Source organism: Microbispora siamensis (assembly GCF_016863095.1).
In the GTDB taxonomy this organism is placed as follows: Bacteria; Actinomycetota; Actinomycetes; order Streptosporangiales; family Streptosporangiaceae; genus Microbispora; species Microbispora siamensis.
Genome location: NZ_BOOF01000012.1, coordinates 182,957 through 195,632 on the forward strand (window position 1 = coordinate 182,957; position 12,676 = coordinate 195,632).

The following is a 12,676-nucleotide window of genomic DNA, read 5'->3' on the forward strand; positions in this document are numbered from 1 at the left end:
GCAGGTACGCAAATAGCAGGGTTCGGGGCTATGCTGGCGGCATGCACACCTCGCTGCCCGACTTCGAGATGCCGAACGAGGAACAGGTGCACCTGGCCGCCGAGTCGTTCCGGCTGCTGTCCGATCCCACGCGCATCAAGATCTTGTGGGCGCTGCTGCAGGGCGAGTCGTCGGTGGCGTGCCTGGCCGAACTCGCCGGCGCCGCCCCGACCGCGGTCAGCCAGCACCTGGCCAAGCTGCGCCTGGCCGGACTGGTCAAAGGCCGGCGCGAGGGAACCTTCGTCTACTACAGCGCCGCCGACGAGCACGTGCGCCGCCTGCTGGCCGAAGGCCTGTTCCACGCCGACCACATCGACCGCGGCGAAGACCACGACCACGAGCCGTCGTCCGCCACTGCGGCACGGCCTGCCCGCGCCGCCTCCTGACACACCCGCCGCCGAAACCGCTCCTCCCGGTCAGCGGACCAGGGCCTCGGACGAGGCATAGGGCGTAGTGCCAGGGGCCGCCGACCGGAAGCCCCGACCGGTGGCTGGAGTCAGACCGAGAAGGGCGTGACGGCCGTGACGGCGGTCACCGGGATCGGCCCGTAGATGTGGGGGAACGCCTCGTCCGCCCCCTCGGGCACCTCCAGTCTGACCGGGCAGCCGAGCCGCTCCTCGTCGATCTGCAGCAACACCAGGGGCTCGGTGACGTGTCCGTAGTAGCGGCCCGCCACGCCGCGCGCCTGGGCCGGGTTCGCCGATGCGTGGATGTAGCCCTCCTCCTCCAGGGTCCGGCCGAGGGTCGAGACGCGGTACTCGCCCGCCATGACGGCCGCGTCCCAGTCGGCGGCCAGCGCGAGATGGAAGATCATGGGCCGACCCTAGCGGGAGGTCCGAGCGCGGCCAGCGCGCGGGCCACCGCCTCCCGGGCCCGCTGCCTGCCGTCGGGGCGGGCCTCGACGACCTCTTCCACCCACAGTCCCGACAGCAGGCCGGCGACCAGGCGGACCTCCCCCGGCCCGCAGGGGTAGCCCGCGCCGTCCAGCACCGCGGCGACGATGCCGTCGCAGCCGTCGGTCCAGGCGCGGGCGATCGCCTGCAGCGCCGGGTCGCGGCCCGCCTGCAGGTACAGCTCCCACAGGCCGAGCTGGCGCAGCCGGTCCGAGGCGTACACGCCGGTGAGCGTCTCGGCGACCGCCGGCGGCGTACGGCCCGCGAGGTCGTCCACCGCCGCCCGCATGCGGGCGAGTTCGCGCTCGACGAGCAGGGCGAACGCCTCGGCCAGCAGCTGGTCGCGGCTGGTGAAGTAGTAGGAGGTGGCGGCGAGAGGCAGACCCGCCCGGCGGGCGACGGCGCGGTGTGTCACGGCGGCGAAGCCGCCGCCGCCCAGCAGGTCGACGGCCGCGTCCAGCAGCGCCTCCCTGCGGCGTACGGCTCGCTCCTGCGGGCGCCGCGGCTGGGGTGAGGCGGCCCGCACGGCGACCCCGCGTGCGGGGGCCGCCGCCGGGACGGGCGCGGGCAGGTCCTGATCGGGCACGCCGTGATCCTCCCCTGGATCGTCGGGCTCCGCCGTCGGCCGCGGAGCCGTCCGGATCACTGATGAGTCGTCTGACAAATCATGCCCTGCGGTGGCCGGCCCAGGCGCCGCCTCACCGTGAGCCGAGCGCGTGCCCGGTCGTCGCGTCGACGTGGTCGGGGACCTCGGCGTGGCGGTCGCCGACCGTCGATGTCCCGGTGGGCTCGAACATGAGGATCGCGGCTCCGGTGGGAGCGGACGGCTTGTGCTGCGTACCGCGGGGGACGGTGAACACCGCGCCCCGGGGGAGCCGGACCGTGCGCTCCCCGCCGGGCTCGCGCAAGGAGATGCGCAGCTCCCCGTCGAGCACCAGGAAGAACTCGTCGGTGTCGTCGTGGACGTGCCAGATGTGCTCGCCCTCGACCTTGGCGACGCGTACGTCGTAGTCGTTGACGCGGGTGACGATGCGCGGGCTCCACAGGGCGTCGAAGGAGGCCAGGGCCTCGCCGAGGGCGATGGGTTCGTTGCTCACGAGGCAATCCTGGCCGGTCGGGAACGATCGGCGTGAGTGCTAGGAATAGCACATGGCGCAAGGATCCTCGCACGTCGCCCGTACGGCGGGCCTGCACCGGGTCGTCGTGATCGTCGACGCGAACTCCAACCCCTTCGAGCTGGGCTGCGCGACCGAGATCTTCGGGCTGCGCCGGCCCGAGCTGGGGCGTGATCTCTACGACTTCCGCCTGTGCTCCCCCGAACCGCGCACGCCGATGCGGGACGGGTTCTTCACGCTCGGGGGTGTCGCGGGCCTGGAGGCGGCCGAATCGGCGGACACGTTGATCGTCCCCAACCGTCCCGACGTCGAGGTGCCCCGCCGCCCCGCCGTGCTCGATGCCGTCCGGCGGGCGCATGCGCGCGGTGCCCGCCTGGTCGGCTTCTGCAGCGGCGCGTTCACCCTGGCCGAGGCCGGGGTTCTCGACGGGCGCCGGGCCACCGCCCACTGGCAGTGGGCCGATTCCTTCCGGGCCCGCTTCCCTTCCGTCCGCCTTGAGACGGACGTGTTGTTCGTGGACGACGGTGACATCCTCACCTCCGCGGGGAGCGCCGCCGCGCTCGATCTCGGCCTGTACATCGTCCGCCGCGACCACGGCACGGAGGTCGCCAACTCCGTGAGCCGGCGGCTCGTCTTCGCGGCGCACCGCGACGGCGGGCAGCGGCAGTTCGTGGAGCGGCCTGTGCCCGATGTGCCGGACGAGTCCCTGGCGCCCGTCCTCGCCTGGGCGCAGGAGCGGCTGGACGCGCCGCTCACGGTGTCCGACCTCGCGGCGCGCGCCTCGGTCAGTCCGGCGACGCTGCATCGCCGCTTCCGTGCGCAGCTGGGCACCACGCCGCTGGCGTGGCTCACAGGGGAACGGCTCGCCTTGGCGTGCCGGCTGATCGAGCGGGGCGAGTCGCGCTTCGAGATGGTCGCGCGGCACAGCGGGCTGGGCACCGCCGCCAACCTGCGGGCGCTGATGCGTCGCAGGATCGGGCTCACTCCGATGGAGTACCGGCATCGATTCGGCCCGGGCACGGCCTCCTGAGGGCGGCGCCCGGTCGAACGATCGGGGGCGACCGATCAGTGCGCGCCGGAGAGGTTGAGCACCGCGACCCCGGCGATGATCAGCGCGATGCCGGCGGCCTTGACGAGGTTCATGTGCTCCCCGAGGAAAAACGCGCCGATCAGCGCGATCGCGGCGGTCCCGGTGCCCGCCCACACCGCGTATGCGATGCCGACGGGCATGCGGAGCTTCAGCGCCCAGGCCAGCAGGATGAACGAGGCGATGTACCCGGCGGCGACCACGATGGTCCAGCCCCAGCGGGTCAGGCCGTCGCTGAGTTTGAGCGCGGAGGTGGCCAGGACCTCCGAAGCGATCGCGGCGACGAGCAGGAGCCAGGCCATGAGAACCTCTTCGGTAAAAACTGTACGCTTGTCCCAATTTTACGCGGCACGGCTCCGCAAAGCCATGGGCGGGACGACCAGGTGCTCCAGGTGTGTGAACCGATCGTGCGCCGACGGCGCGAGCGGCGCGGGTCAGCGGATGACGGCGCGGGCGAGCAGGCGCCGCAGGACGTCCTGCTCCTCGGAGGCCAGGGGGGCCAGCGGGGAGTCCTCGGAGAGCAGGCCGAGGAGGCGTTCACGGAGCTCGGCGCCCGCGGGGGTGAGGACGAGCTGCTTGGCGCGGCGGTTGCCGGGGTGCGGGTGGCGTTCGAGATAGCCCTGCTCTTCGAGGCGGTCGGCGACGAAGGTGGCGTTGGAGGGCTCGCAGCTCATCCGCTCGGCGAGCTCGCGCAGGGTCATGGGGCGGGTCAGCTCACGCAACGCGGCACCCTGCGAGGCGGTCAGGCCGAGGGTGGCCGCGCGAACCCGCAGGTGGGCCTCGATCTGCTTGGCGAGACCGTTGATCAGCCCGCACAGCTCTCGATCGGTCTGGGCTCGGGTCTCGCGCTCGGTGGTCACGGCAGGAGTCTACTGCAACTCGAATGATTGCAATTAGAATAGTTTGAGTTGTAGCTTTTGCTTCGCGTCGCCGCCCGGCGGCGATCCATCGAGCGCAAGGCAGGGTCCATGACCACGACCACCGTTTTCGACCGGGCGCGGCTGAGCAGCGCGCCGCGCATCCGTACGCTCCGCCTGGGCGAGCTGACGATCAGCTACGTCCCCGACGGGCTGGTCCGGCTCAAGCCGCGCGGCTGGCTGCCCGCCGCCACCGCCGCCGACTGGGCGGCCGACCGCGACCACCTCGACGACGGCGGCTTCCTGGTGGCGGGCATCGGCGCGCTGATGGTCGAGCGAGGCGAGCACGCGCTGCTCATCGACACCGGATTCGGGCCGGAGTCCCACCCCGATGACCCGGCCAACCCGTTCCTGGGCGAACTGTACGGCGGGCGGCTGCTGGACAGCCTGCGGCGGCTGGGCCGGGAGCCGCGTCAGATCGACGCCGTCGCCATCACCCACCTGCACACCGACCACCTGGGCTGGGCCTGGAGCGCCGCGCCCGGCACCGGCACACCGCCCTTCGCGCACGCCACCCACTTCGTCGCGGCGCCCGAGTGGGAACGGCGCGACCTCGCCGCCGAGGGCGGGGCGACCGAGGAACGCCTGGCCGTCTTCGCCTCCCGCGTTCACCCGGCCGCGGACGGCGAGGAGATCTTCCCCGGCGTCCGGGCCTCGTTCGCGGCGGGGCATACCGTCGGCCACACCACCTACACCATCACCGGCGGCGGCCGGCGGCTCATCGCGTTCGGCGACGCACTCCACTCCCCCGTCCAGGTGACCCACCCCGAATGGTCCTGCGGCATCGACCACGACCCCGGCGAGTCCGCCGAGCATCGCCGCCGCCTGGTCGAGGAGCTGAGCCGCCCGGACACCGTCGGTTACGGCGGCCACTTCGCCGACGTGGTCTTCGGGCGCGCCGAGCGCCGCTCCGACGGCCGGTTCACCTGGATCCCCGTCGCCTGACCCGGTGGTGAACCGGCGCGTCGCCCGCTCCCGGCCGCCGAGCGGGCGCCGCGCCGCGGGCCGTTTCTCACAGGGTCACCGGGAGCGCGGCCAGCCGCCAGGTGCCGGGGTCGGGGGCGCGCAGCTCGTCGGGCGGAGCGGCCATGGCCAGGCCGGGGAAGCGGCGCAGCAGCGCGGTGAGCGCGGCCTGGGTCTGCACGCGGGCGATGGAGGCGCCGAGGCAGAAGTGCGGGCCGTGGGCGAACCCCAGGTGGCCGGCGCCGGGGGCCCGGGTGACGTCGAGGCGGTCGGGATCGGCGAACACCCGTGGGTCGCGGTTGGCCGCGGCGACCAGGGCGGTGATCTTGGCGCCCCGGGGCACGGTCGCACCGTACAGGTCGACGTCCTGGCGGGCGTGGCGCGGGATCGCCAGCAGTGTGGGGCCGCACCAGCGGATGAGCTCCTCGACGGCCCCCGGCATCAGCGCGGGGTCGGCGCGTACAGCGGCGAGCTGGTCGGGGTGGGACAGCAGGGCGGCCACGGCGTTGGCGATGAGGTTGGTCGGGGTCTGCCCGGCGAGGACCAGGTGCCAGACGAGGGTGACGATCTCGGTGTCGCTCAGCCGGTCGCCGTCCTCGGCCTGGACGCGCACCAACTCGCCCAGCACGCCCCCGCCGGGCTCGCCGGAGTGATCGGCGCGGGCAGCGGCGACGGCGTCCCTGGCCCCCGCCATGATGCCCGGAATGGCCCGCGCGAAGTCCGGGCCCGCCCCGGCGGCGACGGTGGCGCCCCATTCGCGCCAGCGCGGGCGGTCCTCCTCGGGGATGCCGACCAGCGCGCAGATGACGTCCATCGGCAGCGGCCGGGCGAAGTGCCGCAGCAGGTCGACCTGTCCGCCGTCGGCCCGGGAGGGCAGGTCCTCGAGCAGGGCGTCGACGATGCCTTCGATCCGGGGGCGGAACTCGGCGGCGCGCCGGGGGGAGAAGGCCGGGGCGACCAGTCTGCGCAGCCGCGCGTGCTCGGGGCCCTCCATCTCGCTCATGGTCCGCATGTACGGCAGGCAGTCGTCGGGGACCTGCGGACGCATGAAGCTGTCGGCGGTGAGCTCGAAACGGGCGTCACCGAGCATCGCCCGAGCGCCGTCGTGCCTGGTCACGGCCCAAATCTGGCCGAGGCCGGGGATCAGCAGCCGCGCGAGCGGCCCGCGTTCGCGCGCCCGTCCGTACGCGGTGAAGGGGTCGCGCAGGACCTCGGGGTCGGTGAGGTCCACCTCGGGCAGGGTGATCACGGGCAGCTCCAGATGTTGATTCCAGATGTTCATGTCATCTGAGTGGTGACGGTATCTTGGGTCCCGCCGTACGGCAAGCGGGCGTACGCGGACGAGGAGAGGGATGGAACGCCTCACCAGGGCCGAGCTTCAGGCGCGCAACCGGGCCAGGGTGCTGGCCGCCGCCCGCGACGAGTTCGCCGAGCGGGGGTTCCGCGACGCCAAGGTGGACGCGATCGCCGACCGGGCCGGACTCACCCGCGGCGCCGTCTACTCCAACTTCCCGGGCAAGCGGGCCCTGTACTTCTCGGTGCTGGCCGACCTGGCCGAACGGGAGGCCGGGCCGGACGGCGGGTGGCGGCCCTCCCCCGCGTCCGGCGAGACACCCGGCGCGGCCACGGCCCGGGAGGCGCTCGCGGCGTTCGCCCGCGCCTGGGTCTCGCGGCTTCCGCTGGCCGGCGACGGCCCGGCCAGGCTCGGCATGGACCTGATGCCGGAGGTGCTCGCCGACCAGCGGGTCCGCCAGCCGTTCGCGCAGCTCATGAAGCTGAACGCGATCGTGCTCGGGCTCGCGCTCGAACGGCTGGACGGGGACGACTGCGCGCGGCGCCGGGTGCGGATCGCGGAGACGGCCCTGACCACCCTGCACGGTGCGAGCCAGATGGCCGACGCGGCGCCCGGGTTCGCCGAGCCGTTCGACATCGTCGCGGCGTGCGCCGCGCTGGCGGACCTCGATCTCGGCGACCGGTGGGACGCCCCTCACCTGCCCTTCGTCCCCCGTGCGCGGCCCGCGGGCGAGCCCTGGTCGCCGCCGCCCGCGGTGGACGCGCTGCGCGGCGAGCCGGCCCCGCTGACGGGTGACGGCGTGGTGGCGGTCCTCGGGCTGCACCGCCTGGGGGCCGTTGAGGAGGCGGTGCGGGCCGCGCCGCCGGGCGGCGAGGTCACCGCGGTACTGGTCACCGGCGACCCCGGCGAGCTGGGGCCGCTCGCCCGGCTGACCCTCGCCGGCCTGCGCGCCTGCCTGCGGCAGGCGCTGCCCGCGCCGGCCTGGCCGCGCCTGCGCGTGGTGCACGACGACGAGGGGGCCGTCGCGGCGGCGGCCGGGGTGACCGCCGTGAGCGACGGGACCGAGGCGGCCGTCCGGGTGCGGTCGGGCCGCGTGGTCGCGCGTGCCGACGGGTACGGCGCCTGTCACGCCGCCGCATCCGCCGAACCCTGACCGCCGCGTGGCCCCGTACGGGCGGGGACGCGCGGGCGTGGACACTTGGCGCGGGGGTCGAATGCGTGTTCTACTGAACCTCATGCGTCGCGACGCCACTTCCCGTGCGGAGGACCAGCCCGCTGCGCGGCCCCGGGAGCAGCAGCAGGCGCGGCAGCCCGAGCAAGAGCAGGAACAGCAGCCCAGGCAGCCCGTGCCGCAGCCTGGCCAGCCCGTGCGGCAGCCTGCAGGAAAGTCCGTGCAGCAGTCGCTCGTCGGTGAGGGCCCCACCCGCCCGCGCATCGAGCGGCAGGCCGTCACGCGCGTCTTCGACGGCATCACCTGCTTCGAGGTGCCGGCCCGCGCGGCGCTCGAGCGGGTGCCCGAGGCCGCCGAGCTGCCCTTCACGTGGGGCGCGAGCCCCTATCGCGGCTGCGAGGCGGGCTGCGGCTACTGCACCGCCCGGCGCGGTCACCGCTACCTCGGCCTGGACCCGGGCCGCGACTTCTCCACGAAGATCGTCGTCAAGACCGACCTGGCCCGCCGCCTGCGGCGCGAGCTGGGCTCCCCCCGCTGGGGCGGCGAGCCGGTCGCGCTGGGCCTCACCGGCGACTGCTACCAGCCGGCCGAGGAGATCTACCGCCTGATGCCCGGCGTCATCCGGGCCCTGGCCGACGCGGCCAACCCGTTCACCGTGCTCACCAAGAGCCCCCTCGTCCTGCGCGATCTGGACCTGTTACGCGACGCCGCGAAGGTGACCCAGGTCGGCGCCCTGGTGTCGGTCGGCTTCGTCGACGACCGCCTGCGGCGCGCCGTGGAGCCGGGAGCCGCCACACCGCAGCGGCGCCTGGAGATCTGCGCCGCGCTGAACGAGGCCGGCATTCCCTGCGGTGTGCTGATGGCGCCGATCCTGCCGCTCATCACCGACTCCACCGATCACCTCATGGCGACCGTACGGCGGGCGGCCGAGGCGGGCGCGGTCAGCGTGACGCCCGTCGTGCTGCGCCTGCCGGCCGGCGCGCGGGAGTGGTACATGGGGTGGCTGGAGCGAGAGCATCCCGGTCTCGTGCCGCGCTATCAGGCGCTGTACGGCAGGGGCCAGGTCGCCGAGGACGGCTACCGGCGGCGGATCGCCGAGCAGGTGCGCGTCCTCGCCGAGACCTACGGCATCGGCAGGGACGCCCGGCGCTGGCGGCGGCGCCGCTCCCCCGACCGCCAGCTCGCCCTCGTCTGACCGGAGCCGCCGCCGCGGCGGAACTCCTGTCACCGCTGTACGGCCGCACTGGTTAAGCGGTCGGACAGCTTGCGAAGGTGCCGGGCGAGTTCCGGCGGCGACTCGACGTCGAAGTCGAAGTCGACGTCGAGCATGCCTGCCACGAGCGGAACCGGTTGGCGATCTCCAGCGCGGTGAGAGGGCCCGGCGCTGTAGCTGTGTGACCTGGCGTTTGCGAGGGTGAAATCGAGATCCGGTCGGTGGTGCTCGAGGCCGCCGAGTACGCCGTGCTGAGTCCGGAACGCGAGGACCACCTGCGGACGCGGATCGCGCACCGATTAGGTTTCCGCGCCGCGCCCGTCTGTATGTGTGCGATCGACTCACGAGAGGCTGGCACGATGCGGAAACTGATCTTCGCCATGAACGCGACCCTGGACGGCTACATCGCCGCGCCCGGCGACGACCTCGGCTGGAGTGGAGGGGAGGGACCGGACTCGTCGCCGAGCGACGAGCTGTTCCAGTGGTGGTCCGACCGGGTGGACGCGACGGGCCTGGCGCTGTACGGGCGCAAGCTGTGGGAGGCGATGAGCTCCCACTGGCCGACAGCCGACAAGCAACCGGATGCCACACCGGCGGTGATCGAGTACGCCGGCCGCTGGCGGGACATGCCGAAGGTGGTGTTCTCCTCTACGACCAGCACGGTCGACTGGAACACCCGCCTGGTCACCGGCGACGCGGTCACCGAGATCACCAGGCTCAAGGCCGACGACGGCGGCCCCATGGACATCGGCGGTGCCACACTCGCCGCGGCGGCCATGCGGGCCGGACTGATCGACGAGTACGCGATCGTCACCCATCCGGTCCTGGTGGGCGGCGGCACGCCGTTCTTCACAGCCCTGGACAACTGGGTGAACCTGAGCCTGGTGGAGACCCGGACGTTTCCCGGCGGCGTGGTGCTGACCAGGTACGAGACGAGGCGATGAGCACGGGCCGAATGCTCGGCTCGTGAGGCCAGGTCGAAATCCTTCCTGGCGTGCTCACCGTGGCCCTCGGCTATGAGGGAACCTTCCCCGGCCCCTTCCTCGCGTGCCAAGTGAGCTGTTGACCGACTCGCCGGAGATGAGGACGACGGCGTCGTTGATCACGATGATGATCTTCGGGCATGAGGATGCCCCGCCGGCAACGCCGGCGGGGCTGTGGTGTTCGCGTTGCCGCGTTGGTGTTCAGCTGGTCGGGGTGCTCATTCCGCGGTGACTTCGGTGACGGCGGCCCCTGCATTGGACTCGTCGACGACGGGGACTTGCCTGATCACAGTGTCGGGGGCAGGCCCAGCCATGGTTTGTCGGTGGCGTCGAATCCGGTGAGCTCGGCGATCTTCCTGTCGACGATGTGCAGGACCGCGATGTTGAACAAGCGGTATTCCGGGTCGCCGGGGGTGCGGAGGTACAGCGCGGCGGCAGGCATGCGGTTGACCGTCGTGGTGATACAGCGCCAGTCGTCGTAGCCGCGCTGGAAGAGCCCATTGGAGACCCAGCCGTCCACCGCGTCCTTGGCCGTCATGATCAAGGTGCCCGGCTCGGGCAGCATCGCGAAGCGCAGGTCGTCGCGCAGCAGGGCCATCAGCCCGTCGAGGTCGTTGCGCTCATGGGCGTCGATATACGACTTCACCACGCTGCGCTCGTCATTCGACAGCTCGTGGGTGGCGGGGCTCCGCCAGTCGAGGCGGCGGTCGGGCAGCTGCTCGCGCATCGTCACGCGCGCCCGCTGCAGTGCGCTGGTCACCGATGCGACGGTCAGCTCGAGGGCGTCGGCGGCCTTCGACGCGGGCCAGCCGAGGACGTCGCGCAGGATGAACGCCGCCCGCTGCCGCGGCGGCAGGTGCTGGACGGCGACGATGAACGCCAGCTCGATCGTCTCCCGCGCCACCACCGATTCCTGCGGGTCCTCCGGGAGCATCCGGTCCGGGTAGGGCTGCAGGTACGGCACCTCGGAGCCGGGGTCCGGCAGCTCGGCAGGTGCGGGTGTGCGGTCGTTGCGCTTCTCCAGGAAGTCGAGGCAGGCGTTCGTCGCGATCCGGTACAGCCAGGTCCGCAGGGCCGCGTGGCCCTTGAACGACTCCCGCTTGTTCCACGCCCGCAGGAACGTCTCCTGCGTCATGTCCTGGGCGTCCTCGTAGTTCGCGAGCATCCGGTAGCAGTGCACCTGCAGCTCACGCCGGTGGCGCTCCGTGATGAGCGCGAACTGTGCTGGGTCCGTTGAGCGGGCCGCCGCGATGAACGCGGCCTCGTCGTCGCCCAGCAGTCTGGCGTCGGTCATGGTCGTCAATCCTTACGCAGGTGGCGAGGGGCTACCAGAACTGACGACGTGGCGGAGGATTTCTGAGCGGTGAAGCCGCTGACACCGGGCCGTTCGTCAGGCCGGATGGGTCGGGTCGATCCAGGGGACGTGTTCGGGTCGGGCACACCCTCGATGTCGAGGTGGGGTCAGCACGGCCAAGCGTTGTTTTTCGGCGCCTGCTACGCCGGGAGGGGTGCCGACCGCGGAGGCGCTCGCCTTGTTCCTGCGCCACCTCGCTGGCCGACGCGGCCGGTCCGGCCGAATCACCTCGCCGGAGACCGTGCGCGCCTGCACCTCGGCCCTGCCGACCGCGTTCACCGGGATCGTGCACCTCGGCGAGCTCGCCGGCGTCGGCCGAGAGCGGCTGCACGCCAACATCCGCGTCCACGGTGGGCCCGCCGCGCGCAGTGGGCCGGGGTTTGCAACGTTCGTCCATGGTGACGGATGTTTAGGACCGGAACTGTCCTACACGGGCGGGAGGCTGACTGGCGTGAGCACACCAGAACCGTTTCGCATCGACATTCCGCAGGCCGAGCTCGACGACCTGGCCGGCCGTCTGGCCCGCACCCGCTGGCCGGACGAACTCCCCGGCGTCGGCTGGTCCTACGGGGTGAACAAGGACTACTTGATGGAGCTGGTCGAACACTGGCGCACCGGCTACGACTGGCGCGAGCACGAGGCCCGCCTCAACAAGGTCCCGCAGTTCACCACCGAGATCGACGGCCAGAACATCCATTTCCTGCACGTACGCTCCCCCGAGCCCGACGCCACACCGCTGATCCTCACGCACGGGTGGCCGAGCACGGTGTACGACTTCCTGGACATCCTCGGACCGCTGACCGACCCGCGGTCGTACGGCGGGGACCCGGCGGACGCCTTCCACGTCGTCGCGCCCTCGGTGCCGGGCTTCGCGTTCTCCGGCCCGACCCGCGAGACCGGCTGGGGCGCCGGCCGGGTGGCGCGGGCCTGGGCCGAGCTCATGCGGCGCCTGGGATATGAGCGTTACGGCGCTCAGGGGGGCGACTTCGGCAGCATCGTCTCCCCGGAACTCGGCCGGATCGCGCCGGAGCGCGTGATCGGCGTCCATGTCAACGCGCTGGCCACCGCCTCGACACCGATCGACCCCGGCGAGCTGGACAGGCTTTCCGACGACGAGCGCGAACAGGCCAGGCGGAATCAGGCGTGGTGGCAGGCCCACTCTGGCTACGCCATCCAGATGTCCACGCGGCCGCAGACCCTGGCGTACGCGCTCAACGACTCCCCGGCCGGGCAGCTGGCCTGGAACCTGGAGTGGTTCGTGGACTGGGACCCCACCCGCACCGAGCGAACCCCCGTCGACCGCGACACCGTCCTGACCAACGTCACGATCTTCTGGCTGACCGCGACGGCGGGATCGGCCGCGCGGCTGTACCTGGAGATCGGGTCGCAGGCGTGGGGCCGGCGCCCCGCGCCTTCGCCGGTGCCGACGGGGGTGGCGAACTTCCTCGGCGACCGGGCGATCCGCGGGCTGGCGGAGCTGTCGAACACGGTCGTGCACTGGTCGAGCTTCTCCCGCGGCGGGCACTTCGCCGCGCTGCAGGCTCCGGACCTCCTGGTCACCGACATCCGGGACTTCTTCCGGAAGCTGAGAGCCCAGTAGGGGCGGCCGGGAAGCAAGGCAGAGACACCCCCCGGGGGGCTGACGGC

The 12,676-nt window shown here is 72.6% G+C and carries 14 protein-coding genes; 7 read left to right on the plus strand and 7 right to left on the minus strand.

Annotated elements, in window-relative coordinates; translation table 11 throughout:
- The first annotated feature begins 41 nt into the window (after positions 1 to 41).
- The gene (locus Msi02_RS13290) at positions 42 to 425 is read left to right on the plus strand and encodes an ArsR/SmtB family transcription factor (RefSeq protein WP_079314054.1); all 384 of its coding nucleotides are present in this window, start codon (positions 42 to 44) and stop codon (positions 423 to 425) included.
- 110 nt (positions 426 to 535) lie between these two features.
- Here Msi02_RS13290 and Msi02_RS13295 read toward each other — a convergent pair whose 3' ends face one another.
- The 3 genes from Msi02_RS13295 to Msi02_RS13305 form a co-directional block, all read right to left on the minus strand.
- Complete coding sequence (locus Msi02_RS13295) at positions 536 to 853, minus strand: DUF952 domain-containing protein (protein ID WP_204048625.1); 318 nt, start codon at positions 851 to 853, stop codon at positions 536 to 538.
- Complete coding sequence (locus Msi02_RS13300) at positions 850 to 1,518, minus strand: TetR/AcrR family transcriptional regulator (RefSeq protein WP_204048626.1); 669 nt, start codon at positions 1,516 to 1,518, stop codon at positions 850 to 852. The genes Msi02_RS13295 and Msi02_RS13300 overlap by 4 nt, the downstream gene beginning before the upstream one ends.
- Positions 1,519 to 1,630: 112 nt before the next feature.
- Entirely contained in the window at positions 1,631 to 2,029 is a 399-nt protein-coding gene (locus Msi02_RS13305; RefSeq protein WP_204048627.1) for a cupin domain-containing protein, read from the minus strand.
- A gap of 52 nt (positions 2,030 to 2,081) precedes the next feature.
- On the opposite strand from Msi02_RS13305, the gene Msi02_RS13310 reads away from it, so the two are divergent.
- Positions 2,082 to 3,077, plus strand: a complete 996-nt coding sequence (locus Msi02_RS13310) for a GlxA family transcriptional regulator (RefSeq protein WP_204048628.1) — start codon at positions 2,082 to 2,084, stop codon at positions 3,075 to 3,077.
- 35 nt (positions 3,078 to 3,112) lie between these two features.
- On the opposite strand, the gene Msi02_RS13315 is transcribed toward Msi02_RS13310, so the two are convergent.
- On the minus strand, positions 3,113 to 3,436 hold the full coding sequence (locus Msi02_RS13315) for a DMT family transporter (protein ID WP_079314050.1): 324 nt from the start codon (positions 3,434 to 3,436) through the stop codon (positions 3,113 to 3,115).
- A gap of 132 nt (positions 3,437 to 3,568) precedes the next feature.
- A complete protein-coding gene (locus Msi02_RS13320) occupies positions 3,569 to 3,994 on the minus strand; it encodes a MarR family winged helix-turn-helix transcriptional regulator (RefSeq protein ID WP_204048629.1) in 426 nt (141 codons plus the stop codon).
- Positions 3,995 to 4,102: 108 nt separating this feature from the next.
- Here Msi02_RS13320 and Msi02_RS13325 point away from each other — a divergent pair, with 108 nt between their 5' ends.
- Positions 4,103 to 4,996: an MBL fold metallo-hydrolase gene (locus Msi02_RS13325; RefSeq protein ID WP_204048630.1), complete on the plus strand. Its 894-nt coding sequence runs from the start codon at positions 4,103 to 4,105 to the stop codon at positions 4,994 to 4,996.
- Positions 4,997 to 5,063: 67 nt separating this feature from the next.
- Here the strand turns inward: Msi02_RS13325 and Msi02_RS13330 are convergent, their stop codons facing one another.
- Entirely contained in the window at positions 5,064 to 6,296 is a 1,233-nt protein-coding gene (locus tag Msi02_RS13330; protein ID WP_239108373.1) for a cytochrome P450 family protein, read from the minus strand.
- 70 nt (positions 6,297 to 6,366) lie between these two features.
- Between Msi02_RS13330 and Msi02_RS13335 the strand changes: the two genes are divergently transcribed.
- The 3 genes from Msi02_RS13335 (at position 6,367) to Msi02_RS13345 (ending at position 9,636) form a co-directional block, all read left to right on the plus strand.
- Complete coding sequence (locus Msi02_RS13335) at positions 6,367 to 7,461, plus strand: TetR/AcrR family transcriptional regulator (RefSeq protein WP_204048631.1); 1,095 nt, start codon at positions 6,367 to 6,369, stop codon at positions 7,459 to 7,461.
- 238 nt (positions 7,462 to 7,699) lie between these two features.
- A complete protein-coding gene (locus tag Msi02_RS13340; protein ID WP_239108374.1) occupies positions 7,700 to 8,674 on the plus strand; it encodes a radical SAM protein in 975 nt (324 codons plus the stop codon).
- A gap of 377 nt (positions 8,675 to 9,051) precedes the next feature.
- Complete coding sequence (locus Msi02_RS13345; protein ID WP_204048633.1) at positions 9,052 to 9,636, plus strand: dihydrofolate reductase family protein; 585 nt, start codon at positions 9,052 to 9,054, stop codon at positions 9,634 to 9,636.
- A 325-nt stretch (positions 9,637 to 9,961) separates the two neighbouring features.
- On the opposite strand, the gene Msi02_RS13350 is transcribed toward Msi02_RS13345, so the two are convergent.
- The gene (locus tag Msi02_RS13350; protein WP_204048634.1) at positions 9,962 to 10,969 is read right to left on the minus strand and encodes an RNA polymerase subunit sigma-70; all 1,008 of its coding nucleotides are present in this window, start codon (positions 10,967 to 10,969) and stop codon (positions 9,962 to 9,964) included.
- A gap of 511 nt (positions 10,970 to 11,480) precedes the next feature.
- Here Msi02_RS13350 and Msi02_RS13355 point away from each other — a divergent pair.
- On the plus strand, positions 11,481 to 12,629 hold the full coding sequence (locus tag Msi02_RS13355) for an epoxide hydrolase family protein (RefSeq protein WP_204048635.1): 1,149 nt from the start codon (positions 11,481 to 11,483) through the stop codon (positions 12,627 to 12,629).
- Positions 12,630 to 12,676 lie beyond the last annotated feature (47 nt).

Bases quoted from the DNA above. Each gene is read 5' to 3' on its own strand.
- Msi02_RS13290 (WP_079314054.1), top strand. From the start codon at position 42: ATGCACACCTCGCTGCCCGACTTCGAGATGCCGAACGAGGAACAGGTG.
- Msi02_RS13295 (WP_204048625.1), bottom strand. From the start codon at position 853: ATGATCTTCCATCTCGCGCTGGCCGCCGACTGGGACGCGGCCGTCATG.
- Msi02_RS13310 (WP_204048628.1), top strand. From the start codon at position 2,082: ATGGCGCAAGGATCCTCGCACGTCGCCCGTACGGCGGGCCTGCACCGG.
- Msi02_RS13315 (WP_079314050.1), bottom strand. From the start codon at position 3,436: ATGGCCTGGCTCCTGCTCGTCGCCGCGATCGCTTCGGAGGTCCTGGCC.
- Msi02_RS13325 (WP_204048630.1), top strand. From the start codon at position 4,103: ATGACCACGACCACCGTTTTCGACCGGGCGCGGCTGAGCAGCGCGCCG.
- Msi02_RS13330 (WP_239108373.1), bottom strand. From the start codon at position 6,296: ATGAACATCTGGAATCAACATCTGGAGCTGCCCGTGATCACCCTGCCC.
- Msi02_RS13335 (WP_204048631.1), top strand. From the start codon at position 6,367: ATGGAACGCCTCACCAGGGCCGAGCTTCAGGCGCGCAACCGGGCCAGG.
- Msi02_RS13345 (WP_204048633.1), top strand. From the start codon at position 9,052: ATGCGGAAACTGATCTTCGCCATGAACGCGACCCTGGACGGCTACATC.
- Msi02_RS13350 (WP_204048634.1), bottom strand. From the start codon at position 10,969: ATGACCGACGCCAGACTGCTGGGCGACGACGAGGCCGCGTTCATCGCG.